The sequence below is a fragment of the Haloferax sp. AS1 genome, from assembly GCF_014530665.1.
Classification (GTDB): Archaea; Halobacteriota; Halobacteria; order Halobacteriales; family Haloferacaceae; genus Haloferax; species Haloferax volcanii.
Genome location: NZ_SPSA01000003.1, coordinates 153,919 through 173,045, shown reverse-complemented (window position 1 = coordinate 173,045; position 19,127 = coordinate 153,919). Strand labels below are relative to the sequence as shown.

Here is a 19,127-nt window from a genome sequence, read left to right as displayed (position 1 = left end):
CCCGCTCGGCCGGCGGTTCACGGCTCCGAAGCGGCCCGCTCGATTGCCTGTCGGCAGTACGTCCGGACGAGCTGTCGCCGGTACTCCTCGGTCGCCGCGTCGTTCGCCAGTAGCGACGCCGTCTCGACGTCGTCGAGTGCGGCGGTCGCGGCCTCGGTCGCACCGTCGCCGTCGACGACCCTGCCGACGGCCTCGTCGACGAGCGCGCGTTCGACGTTCGGGAGCCGAACCGGATACGGCTTGGCCCCGTTCACCGCGACTCGGGCCGAGCGTACGACCCCGTCGTCCGTCTCGAACGCGGCCGCGACACCGACGACGGCGTACCCCGAGTACTCCGAGGTTCGGACGTAGCCGCTCCGTTCGGCGTCCGGCACCTCGATTCTAGTGACGAGTTCGTCCGCGTCGAGCGCGGTCGTTCCGGGGCCGCGGAACCAGTCGTCGGCCGCTATCGCTCGCCCGCCGGCCGGCCCGCGAGTGACGACTCGACCACCGAGCGCGAGAAACGCCGCCGGCGCGTCGTACTTCGGGTCGGCGAACACGAGATTCCCCGCAATCGTCCCGCGGTTTCTCGCCTGAAAGTCGCCGACCGAATCGGTCGCGTCGGCCAGCGCCCGCGCGCGCTCCGCGACGGTCGCGTCGGTTGCAATCTCGTCGTGGGTCACGAGCGCGCCGATAGCGACTCCGTCGCCCCGCTCCGTGATTCCGCGCAGCTCGTTGAGGCCGCTCACGTCTATCAGCCGGTCGGGGGTCTCGATGCCGTCTTTCAGCAGGGGTACGAGACTGTATCCGCCGGCGATGACGCGCGCCTCGTCGGCGTCTGCGAGTCGCTCGACCGCCTCCGACACGGTCTCGGGTTCGACGTACTCGACCGACTCGAACGCCGTCATCGGTCCCGGCCCTCCTGGAGCGCGGTCCACACCGTCTCGGGCGTAATCGGGAGTTCGGTCGCCCGGACGCCGACGGCGTCGTGTATCGCGTTCGCAATCGCGGCGGGCGGGCCGAGTATCGACACTTCGCCGACGCTCTTCGCGCCGAACGGCCCCGTCGGCTCGTCGGTTTCGACCAACTCCGTGTCGATGTCGGGGAGTTCCGGCGCGTGCATCACCTCGTAGTCGCGGAGCCCGCGGAACTCCGGCGCGCCCCGGTCGTCCAGCGGGAGGTCCTCGGAGACCGTCTGTCCGAGTCCCATGACCGCGCCGCCGATGACTTGGCCGCGAGCGCCCGCGGGATTAATCGCCCGTCCGCAGTCGACGGCGTTCACGAGTCGGCGCACTTCGAACTCGCCGGTCTCGGTGTCCACTTCGACCGCCGCGAGCTGCGCCGCGAACGGCTTGGGCGAGAGCGCAGTGTGGTGCTTCCCGGTTCCGGTGAGTCGCCGCTTCGGCCCGTGAATCCCCTGAAACGCCTCCGACGCGAACCGTTCGAGGGCCATCGACTCTCCGTCGGGGAACCGGACCTCGCCGTCGGCCAGTTCCACGTCGTCCGGGGCGACTCCGCGCCACTCGGCCGCGAGGTCGCGAACCTTCGCCGCGAGGTCGCGAGCGGCCTTCTCGGTCGCGTTCCCGCTGATGTAGGTCGTACTGCTCGCGTACGCCCCGTTGTCCCACGGGGTCGCGTCGGTGTCGTCGGCCTTCACGTGGACCGACTCGATGCCGAGTCCGAACACGCTCGCCGCAATCTGGCCCATCACCGTCTCAGAGCCCTGTCCGGTGTCTCCGACGCCGACCCGGACGGTGAGCGTCCCGTCATCTTCCAGCGTGATGTTACACCGGGAGAACTCGCTGCTCGGGACGCCGGATTTCGCCATCGCCAGCGCGACGCCGTAGCCGCGCTGGTAGCGGTCGTCGGCCGGTTCCTCGGGGCCGTCCGCCCAGCCGAGCGTCTCGCAGGCGCGTTCGAGACACTCCTTGACGCCGACGGATTCGAGGGTTCGCTTGCTCTCGCTGTACTCCGGTTCGAAGCTCTCGTCGCCCTCCTCGACCGCGTTTCGCCGCCGCAACTCGACCGGGTCCATCCCGATGGCCGCGGCGACCTCGTCGAGGTGGCTCTCGATGCCGAACGTCCCCTGTACCGCCCCGTACCCGCGCATCGCCCCGCCGGGCGTGACGTTGGTGTAGACCGCGCGCCCGGTGAAAAGCCGGTTCTCGCAGGGGTAGACAGACAGCGGTTCGTGGGCGGCGTTCATCAGCACCGCGGAGGCGTGACAGCCGTACGCGCCCGTGTTCGAGGTCACGTCGACGTGCATCGCCGTGAGCGTCCCGTCCTCCCGGACGCCGGTCTTGACGCGGACGGTCTGGGCGTGGCGCGTCTGCGCCCCGTGGAGGTCCTCCTTCCGGTCGTTTTTCAGCCGGACCTTCTCGCCGGTTTCGAGCGCGAGCGCCGCGCCGATGAACTGGTTCGGGAGCGTGTCCTGTCTGACGCCGAAGCCGCCGCCGACGCGGGGCTTGACGACTCGAACGTCGGTGCGGTTCAGGCCGAACACGCGGGCGATTTTGTCGCGGCAGATGTGCGAGACCTGCGTCGTCGTCCGCAGGACGAGCCGCCTTCGGTCGTCCACCCACGCGATGGTCGTGTTCGTCTCCATCGGGAGGTGGTGGACGGCCTGCGTCTCGTACTCCCCCTCGACGACCTCGTCGGCCGCCTCGAACCCGCGTTCGACGTTTCCCTCCTCGTGGCGGGTCTCGCAGACGACGTTCCGCTCGGGAGCCGCGTTCTCTTGAGGGTTCTCGTACGGCTCAGGGTGGAGCGTCGGCGCGTCCGCCCCCATCGCCTCGTGCGCGTCGAGGACGTGGTCGTACGGCTCGTAGTCGACCTCGATGGCGTCGACCGCGGCCGCGGCGGCCTCGGCGGTTCGCGCGGCGACGGCGGCCACCGGCTCGCCGACGAACCGGACCGTCTCGTTCAGGACGCGCTCGTCGAACGGGGCCGGGGCCGGGTAGGGAAAACCGGTTCGCGTGAAGCGGTCCTCGGGAACGTCCTCGTGGGTGAGCACCGCCTTCACGCCGGCTATCGCTTCCGCGGCCTCGGTGTCGATAGACCGAACGCGAGCGTGCGCGTGCGGGCTCCGAAGCACCTTCGCGGCGAGGGCGTCGTCGGTCGGCACGTCGTCGGTGTAGCGTGCCTTGCCGGTGACGAGCCCCCAGCCGTCGACTTTCTCGACGCTCTCGCCGACGGGGGCGTCGTCTCCGCGCGCCTCGCTGGTCGACTTCGCCGCCGTCTCGGGGTCGCCGGTGTCGGACCGAGGCATCTTACCCGGAGCCCTCGGACGACGCGTCCGACCCGGAGAGGCGGTCGGCCGCCGCTTGCACCGCCTCTATCTGCTGGACGTAGCCCGTACAGCGACAGATGTTGCCGCTCAGCGCGTCTGCGACCTCGCTCTCGGTCGGCTCGTCGTTCCGCTGGAGGAGGTCGTACGAGGCGAGCAGTACGCCGGGGATGCAGTAGCCACATTGGGCGGCCCCGTGTTCGAGGAACGCCGACTGAAGGGGGTGGAGGCCGCCGTCGTCGTCGGCCAGTCCCTCGACGGTCATCACCTCCGCTCCGTCGCAACTCGCCGCCGGAACGAGACACGACCGGGTGACTCCCTCGTCGCCGAGGATGACGTTGCATGCCCCGCAAACGCCCTCGTCACAGCCGTTTTTGACGCCGTAGTACCCCGCCCCGCGGAGCGTCTCCATGAGCGTCTCGCCGGACGAGACGGCGAACTGTTCGTCTTCACCGTTCACGCTCGCTCGGATTACGGTAGTTGACGTGCTATCTTGAATCATTCTTGAATATATCGGCTCCTATACGCAATTAAATATTCTGGTAGGGGGCATAATTGTGCCAGCATCCCCTCGATTGTCCGGTTCACGAGCGCGGTCTTCGGGAGCGGTCTCGATGTCGCCGGTGTGGTCGTTTCGTTCGTCGTCTCCCCAGCCTCACCCCGCCTCGCACCGACCCCGCCTGATTCCCGATTCGACGCTCCCGTTTGAAATAGTCGAACGCGTTCCGCGGGAGGTCGAGCGCGCTGTGGCGACCGCTCGCGGCTCGCGAGAGACACGATACCGTTTGTCATCACGGGGGTCGTGCGTCTGGAATAGGAAATTACAACCGTAAGTTTGTAATCCATCGCGAGGAGTTCACCCAAGGACGGGAGCGCACGCCGTGGTGTCGCTGTCCCCCGTCGCGCGTTCGAGCATCTTGGACGAGCCGAGGTAACCACCGTCGCTCGGCGGTGGCTAACGGAGCGGTATCACCCCACTTTCGTCGAGCGCGCTCGATGTCTCGCTCGGACGGGATGAGTAATCGGGTTCGAGCTGGTCGTGTGGGCGGTTGTCGGACGCACTTGTCTCGTCGGCGTTTGAAATAGTCGAACATTCTAATCCGGCCCTCCGGTTGGAACTGTGTATGTATTCACTAAATTTGAAAAATATCGAGTATTCTGGCCACCAAATCGCCATCTCACGAAATGTTTATCAACAAGTGGTGTTACTCTCGGGGTAAGTACGCAATGATACCTTTCAGACCGAAGCCGACAGCCGCCGACCGCCGGCTCCGGACGACGGGGACGGGCGGCGGTTCGGTCGCGGACGTTCCTGCCTCGCCGCGACACGGTGTCACCCGGCGGCGGAATCGACGGCGCAGCGGTCGCCGTGACGGGGGACCGTGACGGCCCCGACTCGCGGCAGTGCGGGTCGCGTTTCGTTCGACATCGACGGCGACTCTCTCCGCGAAGACATCGAGCGAACGGCGGTATTCGGCTCGGTAGACACCGAACACGGGCGCGGTCGAACCGCGCTCCCCGCCGACGCGGCGAACGGGCGGGCCCGCGATTACCTCGTGAGCCGCCTCGAAGCGGTCGGTCTCGACGTCCGTATCGACGCCGTCGGCAACATCGCCGGTCGGTGGACCCCGGACGGCGTCGACCCGGATGCGGCCCCGGTCGCCGCCGGGAGCCACCTCGATTCGGTTCCGAACGGCGGCATCTTCGACGGACCGCTCGGGGTCTACGCCGCCGTGGAGGCCGTCCGAAGCATCCGCGAGAGCGACCTGACGCCCGCTCGCCCGCTCGAAGTCGTCTGCTTCACCGGCGAGGAGGGGACGCGCTTCGCTGACGGCGTCCTCGGGTCGACGGTCGCCGCCGGGAAACGCGGCGTCGACGAGACGCTCGCGCTGACGGACGGCGACGTGACGCTCGAAGACGCCCTCGACCGCGTCGGCTACCGCGGCTCGGGCCGCCTCGACGCGAGCGCGTGGGACGCGTGGGTCGAACTCCACATCGAACAGAACACGCGCCTCGGAGACGCCGGCGTCCCTCTCGGTATCGTCACCGACATCACCGGAACCGCGCGGTGCCACGTCGGTATCGAGGGGCAGGCCGACCACTCGGGTACGACCGAGATGACGGCGCGCCACGACGCGCTCGCCGCCGCGAGCGAACTCGTCTTGGAGGTCGAGCGGCGCGCCGCGGACATCGCGACGACCGGCAGCGGCACCGCCGTCGGAACCGTCGGCGAACTCGACGTCGAACCGAACGTCGTCAACGTCGTCCCCGGCGCGGCCTCGCTCCGCCTCGACCTCCGGTCGGTCGACCGCGAGGAGATACGCCTCCAGTTGGACGCGGTCGAACGGGCGCTCGACGCGGTCGAGACCCACCGCGGCGTGACGACTTCGTTCGACTGCACCTACGACGTTCCGCCGACGCCGCTGTCGGAGCGCTGTCGGCGGGTCGCGACCGAAGCGGCCCGCGCGTGCGACATCGAGACGCTGTCGCTCCATTCGGGCGCGGGTCACGACACGATGCAGGTCGCCGACGTGACCGACGCCGCGCTCGTGTTCGTCGCCTCCGAGAACGGCCACTCGCACTCACCGAGAGAGCGGGCCGACTGGGCCGACTGCACCGCCGCGACCGAAGTGCTCGCGGGGACGCTCGCCAGACTGGCGACGACGGGCGACACCGAGACGGACGACACCGAACGAAACTAACCACCATCACACGAACCACTACACCCATGTTACAGCTAGAAATCGGAGACCGGACGTTCACCGCAGAACTGCACGAAGACCGCGCGCCCGCCTCCGTCGAGGCGGTTCGAGAGTTCCTCCCGTTGGAGTCGGAGCTCATGCACGTCCGCTGGAGCGGCATCGCGACGTGGATAAACATCGACGAAATCGACCTCCCCGAGATTCCGCGGGAGAACCACACCGTCTACCCGTCGCGGGGCGACCTGCTTCTCTACCCCGGCTACCGGAACGAACAGGAGATTCTCGTCCCCTGCGGCCCGACGTGCTTCAAGAGCCCCGCCGGTGAACTCGCCGGGAACCACTTCGCGACCATCGACGCGACGGCGGAGGAGCTGAAGGCAATCGAGGAACTGACGCTCCGCGAGGGCGTCCAAGACGTCGTCATCCGAGAGGTATCGGAGTGACCGACATCGCGGTCCTTCACGACGTGCTTTCGGCCGCCGCGCGGAGCGACTACCTCGTACTCGCGTGCCCCTCACCGAGACGACGCGCGGCCTCGTCGACGAGCGGACGTTCAACGCGCTCCCGACCGTCGGTATCGGCCCGTCCGTAGGCGGGGACGCCACAGGCGGTCGCACCGGTAGCGCGCGCCCTCGATGAGCCGCGCGATTGCATACGTTCCCTCGATGATTTCTGCGACTGTCTCGCTCGACGAGCGAGCGCTGTCTGTACGTGTGTTCTTGCTCGAAGGAAAACATCATTCATAGATATATTAGGTGAATAAGGGGTAGTTTCAAAAGCCAGTCTCGTGTCGTGTGAGCTGATGACTAGCACATCCGCCGATGCGGAGAGCGACTCGGTCGTACTGTACGATATCGAAGACAGACCGCCGCTGGGCGAGGCGGTCCCGCTGGGAATCCAACACGTCCTCGCGATGTTCCTCGGCAACGTCGCGCCGCCGCTCATCCTCGCGGGCGCCGTCGGTTCGGTGTCGGGCCAGACGACGTTTCTCGTGCAGATGGCGCTCATCGTCGCCGGCGCGGCGACGCTCGTGCAGGCCTTCCCAATCGGTCCCGTCGGCGCGCGACTCCCAATCGTCATGGGAACGAGCTTCGCGTTCCTCGGCCCGCTCATCGGCATCGGCCAACAGTTCGGCATCGCCGCGGTTTTCGGCGCGTCACTTCTCGCCGCGCCCGTCGAGTTGGTGATGGGCGTCACGCTCGACCGCTTCCAGAAGTACTTCCCACCGCTCGTCACGGGCATCGTCGTGATGCTCATCGGGCTGACGCTCATCCCGACGGGGATGAACTACGCCGCGGGCGCGTCCGCCGGCCCCTCGGCCGCCGGCTACGGCTCGTTTGCGAACCTCGGCCTCGCGGGGCTCGTCTTGGTCGTCACGGTCGTTCTCAACCAGTTCTTCGACGGCTTCCTCCGCGTCATCAGCGTCTTCGTCGGCATCGTCGTCGGCTACGTCGCCGCCATCGCGCTCGGGATGGTCGACTTCACCGCCGTCGCGACCGCGGGGTGGATAACCGTGCCGACGCCGCTCAGGTTCGGCCTCGAATTCCCGCCCAGCGCCGTGCTCACGGTCGCGTTCCTCTACGTCATCACCGGCCTCGAAACCATCGGCGACATCTCCGGCACGGTGTCGGCGACCGGCCGGAACCCGACCCGCAAGGAGTTCCGCGGCGGCCTCGTCGCCGACGCCGTGATGAGCGCGTTCGCCGCGCTGTTCAACGCGCTTCCCAACACGTCGTTCTCGCAGAACGTCGGCCTCGTGAGCTTCACCGGCGTCGCGAGCCGATACGTCGTCGGCATCGGCGGGGTCGTCCTCGTCGTGCTCGGCTTCGTCCCGAAGGTCGGCGCGGTCGTCTCCGTGATGCCCGACGCCGTCCTCGGCGGCGGCGCGCTCATCCTCTTCGCGATGATCTTCTCCTCGGGGGCGCGCATCATCACGCAGAACGTCACGCTCGACCACCGGAACTCGACGATTCTCGCGCTGTCGATGGCGTTCGGCCTCGGCGTGGCGTTCCGCCCCGAGGTGCTCCAGAACTTCCCCGCCGAGGTGCAGACGCTGTTCGGCTCCGCGCTCGTCACCGGCGGTTTCACCGCGCTCGCGCTCAACGTCGTGCTCCCCGGCGGCGGCGTCGGCCTCGGCCCGACCGAGCACACCGACGGCCTCGACCCGGAAGACCTGACCGAACTGTCGAGTTCTGAGTCGTCGCCCTCCGCGCCGGTCGACGACTGAGTTCGCCCCGTCTGCTGCTTTCTCGCCCCAGTTCGACCCGCGGTCTACCGGTACGTATAATTCGCTCCACCGAGGAGTGTGTCGTGATGACTATTGACACGATACTCGCCGGCGGGACCGTCGTCACCGACTCGCGGACGCTCGACGCAGCGGTCGCGGTCGACGAGGGTCGCATCGTCGGCGTCGGCGACGAGGACGCCCTCCCCGCTGGACGGAACCGAATCGACGCGACTGGACAGGTCGTCATGCCCGGCGTCGTCGACCCGCACGTCCACGTCGACGACCACGTCTCCATCGACACCTACCGAACCGTGTCCAGCGCGGCGGCGCTCGGCGGGGTCACCACGTTCATCGACTTCGCGTGGCAGGCCTACGAGGGTGCGGACAGTCCGTGGGACGAGCCGGCGACCCTCTCGGAGGGCCTCGAACGCAAACGCGCCAACCAAGAGCAGGCGCTCGTCGACTTCGGATTACACGGCGGGATTCTCAGGGAGGACGACGCGGTCTTCGAGGAGATTCCGGCGCTCGTCGACGACGGCGTGACCTCGTTCAAGATGTACACCGCCTACGAGTTCGGCGTCTCGAACGGCTTTCTCAAGCGGGTGTTCGACCGCCTCGCCGAACACGACGCGGTCGGCGTGGTCCACAGCGAAGACGACTCGGTCTGCCGGGCGCTCACCGCCGAACTCCGGGCCGCTGGTGAGGACGCCCCCGAGACGTACCCGCAGTCTCGCCCCGACTACGCCGAGGCGATGGCCGCGTCCGACGCGGTCACGCTCGCGACCGAGGCCGGGGCGAAATACTACGGCATCCACACGACGTGCCGGGCGGCCGCCGACGCGCTCGCCCGCCACCGCGAGGACGGGTCGCGGGTCAGGGCGGAGACCTGCACGCACTACACGACGCTCGACGACTCCGTCTACGCGGAACTGGGGAACCTGCCGAAAATCGCGCCGCCCATCCGCAAGGAAGACGACGTGGAGGCGATGTTCGAATACCTCCGCCGCGGCGTGCTGAGCGTCGTCTCGACGGACCACGTCGCCTCGAAGCGCGCCGACAAGGTCGACCGGCCGTGGTGGGAGGGCCCGTTCGGCGCGAACGGCGTGCAGGTCAGCCTCCCGGTGTTCCACGACGAGGCGGTCAACGAGCGCGGGCTCTCGTACCCCTTCCTCGTCCGCGTGATGTGTTCGAACCCGGCCGAGACGTTCGGCCTCCCGAACAAGGGCACGCTCGAACCCGGAACCGACGCCGATATCGTCCTGTTCGACCCCGACGAGACGTACACGATTTCCGCCGACGCGAACGCCTCGAAGGCGGACTACTCGATTTACGAGGGTCGGGAAGTCACGGGCCGGGTGACGAAGACGCTCGTCCGCGGCGAGGTCGTCGCGGCCGACGGCGAGGTCGTCGGTGACCCCGGCCACGGCCGGTTCGTGGAGCGCGAGCGCCCCGATTGGAGCGCGTGAGTCGGGCCCCCCGCCGATTCGACGCGGAAGGAGGGAGGTTCACGAGTAGGTTGAAGTGTCGAGGTCACGCACGCCAAACAACGATGCACGAACTCACGCTCCAGCAGGTGAACCGCCTCGACGACGACTCGTTCGTGGACGCGCTCGGGGAGATATACGAACACTCGCCGTGGGTCGCCGAGCGGGCGCGGTCGTCGCGACCGTTTTCGTCCGTGGACGAACTTCGGTCGGCCATGAAGCGCGCCGTCGAGGACGCCTCACGCGAGAAGCAACTCCAGTTGCTCCGGGCGCACCCCGACCTCGGAGAGCGGACCGAGATGACCGACGCCTCGGAGGCGGAACAGGCGTCGGCCGGGCTGGACTCGCTCTCGCGGAGCCAGTACGAGACGTTCCAACGACTGAACGAGACGTACCGCGAGCGGTTCGGCTTCCCGTTCGTCATGGCGGTGAAAGACGAGAACCCCGACGCGATTGCCGCGGCGATGGAACGCCGGGTCGACCACTCGGAGTCGACGGAGTTTCGGACCGCGCTGGACGAGGTCCACACGATTGCGGAACTCCGGTTGGCGGAGCGGTTCTCGTCAGAATAGGAATCGACTGTCTGTCTGAATCAAAGCCGAAACGAGTCGCGTATGTCACGCGAACGCAAAGATTTTTGTTTAACGATGCACCGTTCATAGACGAATTATGACAGCGCAACAGTCACCGGTGGACGGTGACGCCCCGGACAGCGGCGAACAGCGGACGATGAACTACGGGAAGGAGAACGTCGCCGTCTACCGGACGTACGCGACCCCGCTGGAGGGCGTTCGCACGATTCCGGAGTCGTCGTTCGACGGGCGGGACAACGTGCTGTTCGGCCTCGACGTTCGCGTGCAGGTCGAAGGCGAGGAGTTCCTGCCGTCGTTCAGCGAGGGCGACAACACGAAGGTCGTGGCGACGGACTCGATGAAGAACTTCATCCTCCACCACGCCGGCGAGTACGACGGGGCCACCCTCGAAGGCTTCCTGGAGTTCGTCGGGTCGGGGTTCTTGGACACCTACTCGCAGATGAGCGCCGTCGAGGTGTCGGCCGACGAGATTCGATTCGACGAACTGCCCGTCCCAGAGGACGACGGCGACGGGTACGAGGCGAGCGACCTCGTCTTCCGCGTCTCCGACAACGAGTCCGGCTACGGGTCCATCTCGCTGACGCGAGACGACGGCACACCCGTCATCACCGACCAGACGAGCGGCGTCACCGGCCTCGAACTGGTCAAGGTCAATGGGAGTTCGTTCACCGGCTACGTCCAAGACGAGTACACGACGCTCCCGGAGCGCGAGGACCGAACGCTCTACATCTCGCTCGATATCTTCTGGAGCTACGACGACCCCGAAGACGCGCTCGGGGAGGACCCAGAACAGTACGTGCCGTCCGAGCAGGTCCGCGACATCGCCCACGTCGTCTTCGACGAGGTCGACTCGAACTCGATTCAGGACCTCATCTACCAAATCGGCCTGCGCGTCCTCGAACGCTATCCGCAGCTCGCGTCCGTTCGGTTCGAGGCGAACAACCGCACCTGGCTCAGCGTCCGCGACGACCTCGACGGCGACGCCAGCGTCCTGCGGGAGCCGCCCGCGCCGACCGGCTTCCAGCAGTTCTCGATGGACCGCGGCGACCTCGACGAGCAGTAAGATGAGCGAAGGAGTAACCACGCACGTCCTCGACACCAGCAGCGAGGGACCGGCGGCCGGCGTCGACGTGACGCTTCAAAAACTGGATTCGTCCGGCGAGGCGGAGACGGTCGGCCGCGGCACGACCAACGACGACGGACGGGTCGACGAGCCGCTTTTGTCGGGCGACGCGATGGAGACCGGAACCTACCAACTCCTGTTCGAAGTCGGCCCGTACTACCGCGACGGCCCCACGGAATCGTCGTTCTTGGAGACGGTTCCGGTCCGGTTCGTCGTCGACGACGCCAGCGAGCACTATCACGTTCCCCTGTTGCTGTCGCCGGGGAGCTACACGACCTACCGGGGAAGCTGAGACGCCGATCGGGACCATGGCTCGTCGCCCCGACAGGAACGCCAGAACGAACTAACAGAAATTCGGGAGTATCGAAAAAATACCATATTCCGTATCAATTTCGGGACTGGACGATGGACCCACTCGTCTCGGAGCCCGCCGTCGGATACTCGCCGGTTTCGAGACCTTGCTGCCAGAGTACAACCGACGCTCAATCACTGTACCCGACGAAAGCGACCGTACTGGCGCTACCGACTCGAACATCACGCGAGGCCGTCGTTCGTGCTGACGACGCGAGAGTCGCTCCGAACGGCACGTATCGAAAGCTCGACCCTCGCGGGCCTGAAGACTGCGTCTAGTTCCTTTTTTTGTCTGTTGGTTCCTTCGAACGGGCCGTATCGACCGACCCGTTCACTCCTCTCCTACCGTAGAGAAAGACGATTGACTGCTCGCACACCTCTCAGATTTTATTATATATTGGATTTATAGATATGCCGTTCTTTCGACTGTTGATTCACCGTCTACCCGAAGCCGGCCGCCGTCTCTCTCGGGTGTCGATTCCGCGGTTCGGGGCCACCACCTTTTCCTCCGAGGGGTCGCTACTGCCGACGCCATGGGCGTGATGAGCAAGCTTCGACGGCTGCTCGGACTGGTAGAGGGCCACGAAGACGAAGTCGCCAAACAGGTCGGCAAGCGGACGAAGGTGAGCGAGGAGAAAGCCAAGAAAGGCATCGAAAAGGCGACTGACGCGGTCAAAAACGGCTCTGACTCCGGTTCGGGAGATCGGAGTAGCTACTGACCGCTGGTGGTAGTGGTGGTGCAGGGGCCGCGACGGGCGGTCGACCGGGGGAAGTCGGCCGCTCGCAGTTCTCGGCGGACCACTCATAACGGTCCGCCTCGCACACGGACTATGTCCGAATCTCACGCGCCGTCCCTCGACGGGCGCGTCTTCAAATCGGTCGCCAACGCCGAGAGCGGCGATGTCGGCGGCGACACCCACTTCTGGTTCGACCAGTCCGGCGACCTGATTCACGCGACGTACCGCGGCGGAACCGTCAGGCTGGGCCACCTCGTCGGCCGCCACCGCGGCGACACGCTCGACTTCCGGTACTCTCACGTCACCGACGACGGGACGACTGCGACCGGCCACTCGACGGACCGCATCGAGCGACTGGAAGACGGCCGCCTCCGCCTTCACGAGGACTGGTCGTGGGACTCGAAACCGGGGTCCGGCACGAGCGTCCTCGAAGAACTCACCGACGAGGAGCGCGCGGGACTCGACCTGTCGCCCGAGGCGTTCGACGGGCGGTAGCGACGCGCCCTGCGTTCGCTTCGCCGCTCGCCTCGCCGCCTGCCTCGTCAGTCGGCTACGACGCTCTCGGTCGCCCGCTCGGGAACCGACGAGTGGTAGACGGCGTCGCCGTCCGCATCGAACAGGTGCAGGCGGTCCGTATCGACGGCGAGTTCGACGGTGTCTCCGGCCGTGATTCGGCTTCGCGGCTCGACTTTGACCCGAATCTCCTCGTCGCCGAGGCGACAGTGCAGAAGCAGGAGTTCGCCGAGCGGTTCGGTGACCGTCACCTCGGCGGTGAACGACTCCGACGCCCCGGCGGTGTTCGAGACGAGAGACACGTCTTCGGGTCTGACGCCGAGCGTGAGGCCGTCGTCGTCCACGTCGTCCAGCCCGGAGCCCGCAGGGAGCGTGAGCGAGAGGCCCGGCGCTTCGGCGACGAGTTCGCTCCTCTGCCGGCGGACCGCCACGGGAACGAAGTTCATCGCGGGCTCGCCGACGAAGCCGGCGACGAACTGGTTCGTCGGGTAGTCGTACAGCTCTTGGGGCGGTGCGACCTGCTGGAGCCTCCCGTCTTCGAGTACCGCGACCCTGTCGCCGAGCGTCATCGCCTCCGTCTGGTCGTGGGTGACGTAGACGGTCGTCGTATCGAGGTCGCGGTGGAGTTTGAGCAGTTCGGCGCGCATCTGCACCCGGAGCTTCGCGTCGAGGTTGGACAGCGGCTCGTCCATCAGGAACACGTCCGGTTCGCGGACGAGCGCCCGACCGATGGCGACCCGCTGTCGCTCCCCGCCCGAGAGTTCCTTCGGCTTCCGGTCGCGGAGGTGTGCGATACCGAGCGTCTCGGTGGCGTCTTCCACGCGCCGTTCGATTTCGTCGGCGGAGAACTCGCTGGCCGATTTCATGCCGAACTTCATGTTCTCCGCCGCCGTCATGTGCGGGTACAGCGCGTAGTTCTGAAACACCATCGCGATGCTTCGGTCCTTCGGCGGCACCTCGTTGACGACGCGGTCGCCGATGGCGATGGAGCCGTCCGTCACCGATTCGAGGCCGGCGAGCATCCGGAGCGTCGTCGATTTGCCGCACCCCGAGGGGCCGACGACGACGAGGAACTCGCCGTCTTCGATTTCGAGGTCGATACCCTTCACGGCGCGCACGTCGTCGTACGTCTTCCGTAAGTTCTGAATCGTGATGTCTGACATGGTGGGTTCGCTATTTCTGTTGGATGGTGAGCGTTCGCAGGAGCGGTCGGTGCAGCACGACGAGCACGACGAGCGGCGGGAGCAACGCGAGGACCGCGCCGGCCATGATGAGCCCCCACTGCGTCAGCCCCGCCTGCGCGGAGCCCTGGAGGTACCGAATCCCCACTTGGACGACCTGACTGCTCTTGTCGGTCACGACGACCAGCGGCCAGAGGAACTGGTTCCACGTGTAGATGAACGTGATAACGCACACCCCGGCAATCATCCCTCTCGACATCGGGACGAGCACCCTGAACAGGAAGGTGAGCGGGCCGACGCCGTCGAGGCGCGCGACCTCGACGAGCGAGGCCGGAATCCCCGTGAACTGCTGGCGAAAGAGGAATACGGCCGTCGCGCTCGCGATGTAGGGTCCGGTCAACGCCAACAGGGAGTTCGTCCAGCCGAGGTCGGCCATCAGCTGGAACAGCGGGACGATTCGAACCGGCACCGGCAACAACAGCGTCAGCAGGATGAACATGAACACCGCCCGCTCGTACGGGAAGCGGTAGTAGACGAGCGCGAGCGCCGCGAACAGCGAGAGTGTGACCTTCCCGACGACGACGACGACGCTCATCACGAACGAGTTCAGCATGTACGTGCTGAACTCGTAGTTCACGAGCGCGTCCGAGTAGTTCGACAGCCCCCTCGACCCGAGGCCGAGGTTCGTCACCTGATACACCTCCGTCGTCGACTGCGTGCTCATGATAATCGCGAGCAGCAGCGGCGACGCCATCAGGAGGATTGCGAAGACGATGCCGCCGTGCAGCAGCGCGTCGTCCGGCAGTCGGTGCGCGAGTCTTCTCGCGTCGAACGTCGTGGTGTCTGTCTCTGTGGCCATCTCGTTATCCTCCGTACCGCCCGTAGCCCGACGCGAACCGAAGCTGGATGTACATCAGAACCGACACGACGACGAACAGAATCACGGACTGCGCGGACGCCAGCCCGAGGCTGTTGAACTGGAAGGCGTCGCGGTAGAGCTTGAATATCAGGAAGTTCGTTGCGTCGCTCGGCCCGCCGCTCGTCATCAGGTCGACGAGCGGGAACGTCGAGAAGAACGCGTATATCGTGTTCATGACGACGAGGAACGTCATCGTCGGCGCAATCATCGGCACGTACACCTTGTACAGCATCCTGAACCGACCGACGCCGTCGATGCGCGCGTTCTCCGTCAGTATCTCGGGGATGTTGTTCAGCGCGGCGACGATGAAGATGATGTTGTAGCCGAGCTGTTTCCAGACGGCGACGACCGCGAGGATGGCGAACGCCTGCGGGCCGTCGTTGAACCAGTCCAAGGTGAGCGGCGTCAGGAGTTCGAGGTAGTGGGTGAAGATGCCGAGATTCGGGTGGAGAATGAAGTTCAGGAGAATCGCGGCGACCGCCGGCGGGAGCGCGTACGGCCAAATCGCGGCGACGAGATAGACGGACGACCGAACGTCGACGGAGAATATCAGGTAGCCGATCAGCAGCGAGACGCCGAGCGTCCCGAAGACGACGACCGCCGCGAACGCGACCGTGATGAAGAAGCTGTACTGGTAGGTGCCCGACGTGAGCAGGGTGACGAAATTCCCGAGCCCGGTCCACGTCTGTCGCTGTCCGAGAAACAGCGTCTCGTAGAGACTGAGGCGGAACGTTTCGAGCGCGGGGTAGTACAGAAACGCGACGAGTACCGCAGCTGTCGGGAGCAACAACAGCGCCGCCTGAAGCGTCGAATCGTACGGTTTTGTGGCAGTAGACATGTGACTGACGTGTCGAGGGAGCCTACTGGCTCCCGTCGTAGTTGCCGTTGTACCCGGCGAGCGCCTCGCCGACCTGCGTGTCCATCCGCGACAGTCCCTCCTCGACGCCGAGTTGGTCGTTGATGATGCTGACCGATATCTCCTCGTTAATCGACCGGGTCTTGGGGAACACGCCCATCACCGCGCCGCGAGTCGCGGGCGTGTCTTCGGTGTCTTGTAGCTGGTCGAACGCCGTGCTGAAGTTGGGGTTGTTCTCGAACCAGCCGTCGTCCGTGAGCTGGTCGATGGAGCTCTGTCGGACCGGGAAGTAGCCGCTGTTGCGGTGCCAGCGCGCCTGCTGCTCGGTCTGGGTGACGTAGGCGATGAACTCTCCCGCGGCCTGCTTTTTCTCGTCGGAGAGGGCGTCGGGCACCCACAGCGACCCCCCGCCGATGACGACGCCGGTGTTCGCGCCGTCGGGCGTCGGCAGGTAGCCGGAGCCGAGTTCGAAGCCGTTCTCCTTCGCGCCGGACTGCATCGAGACGATGTTCGACGTGGAGTCCCACAGCATCGGCACCTTCTGGGTGAGGAACGCCTGTCGCGCTTCGCCCCACGCCTCGATTCCGGGGTTGAGATAGAGGCCGTCTTGGGCCATCCCCTTCCACCAGGAGTAGACGCTGCGGCCCGCCTCGGAGTTGAAGAACGTCTGGTCGGGTCGACCGTCGCGGCCGTTCTCTTGGTTCACGAGCACTTGGTCCTGTTTGGCGAACTGCTGTTCGACCTGCATCCAGGTGTGGTTCGGCCAGCTGATACCGCTCTCCATGTCGGTCTGGTCGACGATGGTCTGTGCGGCCTGCCGGACCTCCGCGAGGCTCCGCGGCGGGGTTTCGGGGTCGAGGCCCGCCTGCTCGAACGCGGTCTTGTTGTAGAGCATGATGGTGTTCGAGGAGTTGAACGGCATCGAGTTCAGCGTCCCGTCCATGCGGTAGTAGTTCAAGACTGACGGCAGGAAGTCGTCGAAGTCGATTTCCTCTTCCGGCAGAATCTCCTCGACCGGCGTGAACGAGCCGCTGTCGAGCGCGAGTCGCGTCCCGACCTCGAATATCTGGACGATACCCGGCGGGTCGCCGGCCCGCGACGCCTGCAACGACTGGTTGAGGTTCTGCCGGTAGCCGCCGTTGTTGACCGCCTCGATGGTGATTCCGTCGTTCTGCTGTGAGAACTCGGCGGCCATGTCTCCCAGCGTCTGGCCGAGTTCGCCGCCGAAGATGTGCCAAAACGAGACGGTCACGTCCTGCGCGCCGGATGTCCCGGCCGTCGTTCCCGACTGTTCGGTGCTCCCGCTTCCGCCCTCGGTCCCGGTCGGTGAGTCGCCCCCGCCGCCGGAACAGCCCGCGAGTCCCGCGACGCCGACGGCCCCCGCCGTCGCGAGGAATCCGCGCCGACTGGTTGTGCGTCCGATAGCTCGGTTCGTCGTTTCGGCTCGCTCGCCGATAGGGCCATTTTCAGGCATGTACTGGGACATATCCGAACACATAATTTAAATTTTCCTATTATTTGGAGTATACTTAGACATATGTTGTTCTCTGGTGTGGCTCGTACCGCTCTGATTGGGGTATAAAAAGGTGGTCGACGGCCTCGGGCGTCGAGTCGGGTTCACGAGCACGCCTCCGGGGCGACGACATCCCATCGGTCGACGGTGAGGGCGTCCACGCCGAGCGACCGGAGGGTCGTCGCGGTCGCTTCGTCGTCGACGGTCCACGCGTCGACGAGCAGGCCGGCGTCGTGCGCGCGCTCCACGAGGTCCGAGGAGGTACACAGGCCGTGTTCGACGTGGACGAACTCACAGCCTCGTTCTGCCGCCCACGTCAACTCCGCGGACGCGTCGTCGCGGAACGAGTAGCCGACCTCGGCCGGCGTCGGCGTCTCCAGCGCGATATCGACCGCTTCGCGCGACGGCGACGAGAAGACGACCCGCTCGTCGAGTCCCTCGACGGCCGCTAAGGCGTCTTCGACGAGGCCCGGGTCGCGGGTGTCGAGGTTCATGCCGGTGCCCGCGGGCCACGCCTCGACCACCTGGTCGAACCGCGGAATCGTCGCCTCCGAGCCGTCGACGCGAAGCGCCGTGAGGTCGTCGACGGCGGTTTCGTCGAGTCGACCCGCGGCCGTCGTCAGCCGCGACAGGTCGTCGTCGTGAAACGCCACCAGCTCCCCGGAGCCACAGCGCATCACGTCCACCTCGACGAGGTCGACGTGGGGCGCGGACCCCTCGATTGCGGGAATCGTGTTCTCTGGATACTGGCCCGCACAGCCTCGATGCCCGATAGTGAGCATACGATACGTCATCGACAACGACTTATCAACCGTACTATGATAGCAACGTACTGAACAGATTACTATTGAGACAACATAGCAGTCACAATATACGAGCCCCGGCCACGTCGGTGCATGGTGAACGACCGCTACCTGTGGACCGCGATTCGGGCGGCCGAGGTCGCCGGCGACGAGTTACGGGCCCGGTTCGAGTCGAGTTCGCGCGAGCGGTTCCGCGACCGCCCGGCGGACGAAGCCGCCGAAGCGCGAATCACCGACGTGATAGCCGCCGCGTTCCCGGACGACAACGTCGTCTCCGAGGAGGGTTCCCCGGAGTTCCGCCCGAAGCCGCGCTGGGTCGTCGACCCGCTCGACGGCACGGTCAACTTCCACAACGGCGTGCCGCATTTCTCCGTCTCCGTCATGTACGAGGGGGCGACGCGGCCCGACGTCGGCGTCGTCAACTACGTCCCGGCGGACCAGTTGTACGTCGCAATCGAGGGCGAAGGCGCGTTCGTCAACGGGCGGGAACTCTCGGTTTCGAACGCCGCCGAGCTGTCTGAGGCGCTCGTCGTGACCGGGTTCGACTCGCTGGCCCGAGCGAACGGCGACGGCGCGTACCTCGAAGCGCTCTGCGAGTCGACGCGAGGCGTTCGCCGGATGGGGTCGGCCGCCGCGGAGTTGGCGCTCGTCGCCGCCGGCCGCTTCGACGTGTACTTCGAGCAGAACCTCGATATGTGGGACGCGCGGACCGGCCCGCTTCTCGTCCGCGAGGCCGGCGGCGAGGTGACGCACGTCGAGGCGATAGACGACGTGACCGGCGACACCGTCGTCGCGTCCAATCAGGCGCTCCACCGGCAGGTCATCTCGCTCATGTCCCGGCACAGCGCGCTCGGGTGATG

At 66.3% G+C, this 19,127-nt stretch carries 18 protein-coding genes; 10 read left to right on the top strand and 8 right to left on the bottom strand.

Features of this window, described 5'->3' with window-relative positions; all coding sequences use genetic code 11:
* Positions 1 to 17 precede the first annotated feature (17 nt).
* Genes E4P24_RS17700 through E4P24_RS17690 form a run of 3 tightly spaced genes read right to left on the bottom strand, consistent with a single transcriptional unit; the run spans position 18 to position 3,725 of the window.
* Complete coding sequence (locus tag E4P24_RS17700) at positions 18 to 887, bottom strand: xanthine dehydrogenase family protein subunit M (RefSeq protein WP_115891531.1); 870 nt, start codon at positions 885 to 887, stop codon at positions 18 to 20.
* Positions 884 to 3,247 carry a xanthine dehydrogenase family protein molybdopterin-binding subunit gene (locus tag E4P24_RS17695; protein WP_188148965.1) on the bottom strand — a complete coding sequence of 788 codons (2,364 nt, stop codon included), beginning with the start codon at positions 3,245 to 3,247 and terminating at the stop codon, positions 884 to 886. Before E4P24_RS17695 ends, E4P24_RS17700 begins: the two co-directional genes overlap by 4 nt.
* Before the next feature lies 1 nt (position 3,248).
* Entirely contained in the window at positions 3,249 to 3,725 is a 477-nt protein-coding gene (locus tag E4P24_RS17690; RefSeq protein ID WP_115803648.1) for a (2Fe-2S)-binding protein, read from the bottom strand.
* Between the two features lie 922 nt (positions 3,726 to 4,647).
* Between E4P24_RS17690 and E4P24_RS17685 the strand changes: the two genes are divergently transcribed.
* The 9 genes from E4P24_RS17685 to E4P24_RS17645 all read left to right on the top strand — a co-directional run bounded on the left by E4P24_RS17685 (position 4,648) and on the right by E4P24_RS17645 (position 12,977).
* Positions 4,648 to 5,967, top strand: a complete 1,320-nt coding sequence (locus tag E4P24_RS17685) for a Zn-dependent hydrolase (RefSeq protein WP_008605993.1) — start codon at positions 4,648 to 4,650, stop codon at positions 5,965 to 5,967.
* Positions 5,968 to 5,993: 26 nt separating this feature from the next.
* Positions 5,994 to 6,410 carry a DUF3830 family protein gene (locus tag E4P24_RS17680; RefSeq protein WP_004041235.1) on the top strand — a complete coding sequence of 139 codons (417 nt, stop codon included), beginning with the start codon at positions 5,994 to 5,996 and terminating at the stop codon, positions 6,408 to 6,410.
* A 359-nt stretch (positions 6,411 to 6,769) separates the two neighbouring features.
* Positions 6,770 to 8,194: a uracil-xanthine permease family protein gene (locus E4P24_RS17675; RefSeq protein WP_115803651.1), complete on the top strand. Its 1,425-nt coding sequence runs from the start codon at positions 6,770 to 6,772 to the stop codon at positions 8,192 to 8,194.
* 86 nt (positions 8,195 to 8,280) lie between these two features.
* Entirely contained in the window at positions 8,281 to 9,660 is a 1,380-nt protein-coding gene (locus E4P24_RS17670) for a dihydroorotase family protein (protein WP_115861371.1), read from the top strand.
* Positions 9,661 to 9,743: 83 nt separating this feature from the next.
* Positions 9,744 to 10,250, top strand: coding sequence for a 2-oxo-4-hydroxy-4-carboxy-5-ureidoimidazoline decarboxylase (gene uraD, locus E4P24_RS17665; protein ID WP_115803653.1), 507 nt, complete (start codon positions 9,744 to 9,746; stop codon positions 10,248 to 10,250).
* A gap of 97 nt (positions 10,251 to 10,347) precedes the next feature.
* Positions 10,348 to 11,334 (top strand): factor-independent urate hydroxylase, encoded by a 987-nt coding sequence (pucL, locus tag E4P24_RS17660; protein ID WP_188148964.1) that lies wholly within the window; start codon positions 10,348 to 10,350, stop codon positions 11,332 to 11,334.
* A 1-nt stretch (position 11,335) separates the two neighbouring features.
* Positions 11,336 to 11,686: a hydroxyisourate hydrolase gene (gene uraH / locus E4P24_RS17655; RefSeq protein ID WP_004061872.1), complete on the top strand. Its 351-nt coding sequence runs from the start codon at positions 11,336 to 11,338 to the stop codon at positions 11,684 to 11,686.
* 592 nt (positions 11,687 to 12,278) lie between these two features.
* Complete coding sequence (locus E4P24_RS17650; protein ID WP_004041242.1) at positions 12,279 to 12,464, top strand: hypothetical protein; 186 nt, start codon at positions 12,279 to 12,281, stop codon at positions 12,462 to 12,464.
* A gap of 111 nt (positions 12,465 to 12,575) precedes the next feature.
* Positions 12,576 to 12,977, top strand: a complete 402-nt coding sequence (locus E4P24_RS17645) for a hypothetical protein (protein ID WP_004061875.1) — start codon at positions 12,576 to 12,578, stop codon at positions 12,975 to 12,977.
* Positions 12,978 to 13,024: 47 nt separating this feature from the next.
* Here E4P24_RS17645 and E4P24_RS17640 read toward each other — a convergent pair whose 3' ends face one another.
* From E4P24_RS17640 to E4P24_RS17620, 5 genes are all read right to left on the bottom strand, one after another.
* The gene (locus E4P24_RS17640) at positions 13,025 to 14,158 is read right to left on the bottom strand and encodes an ABC transporter ATP-binding protein (protein WP_004041244.1); all 1,134 of its coding nucleotides are present in this window, start codon (positions 14,156 to 14,158) and stop codon (positions 13,025 to 13,027) included.
* Between the two features lie 10 nt (positions 14,159 to 14,168).
* Positions 14,169 to 15,035 carry a carbohydrate ABC transporter permease gene (locus E4P24_RS17635; protein ID WP_188148963.1) on the bottom strand — a complete coding sequence of 289 codons (867 nt, stop codon included), beginning with the start codon at positions 15,033 to 15,035 and terminating at the stop codon, positions 14,169 to 14,171.
* Positions 15,036 to 15,039: 4 nt separating this feature from the next.
* A complete protein-coding gene (locus E4P24_RS17630) occupies positions 15,040 to 15,933 on the bottom strand; it encodes a carbohydrate ABC transporter permease (RefSeq protein ID WP_004041246.1) in 894 nt (297 codons plus the stop codon).
* Between the two features lie 22 nt (positions 15,934 to 15,955).
* Positions 15,956 to 17,437, bottom strand: a complete 1,482-nt coding sequence (locus E4P24_RS17625; RefSeq protein WP_115891533.1) for an ABC transporter substrate-binding protein — start codon at positions 17,435 to 17,437, stop codon at positions 15,956 to 15,958.
* Between the two features lie 131 nt (positions 17,438 to 17,568).
* On the bottom strand, positions 17,569 to 18,246 hold the full coding sequence (locus tag E4P24_RS17620) for a glycerophosphodiester phosphodiesterase (RefSeq protein ID WP_115803656.1): 678 nt from the start codon (positions 18,244 to 18,246) through the stop codon (positions 17,569 to 17,571).
* A gap of 114 nt (positions 18,247 to 18,360) precedes the next feature.
* Between E4P24_RS17620 and E4P24_RS17615 the strand changes: the two genes are divergently transcribed.
* Positions 18,361 to 19,125, top strand: a complete 765-nt coding sequence (locus E4P24_RS17615; RefSeq protein WP_188148962.1) for an inositol monophosphatase family protein — start codon at positions 18,361 to 18,363, stop codon at positions 19,123 to 19,125.
* Positions 19,126 to 19,127 lie beyond the last annotated feature (2 nt).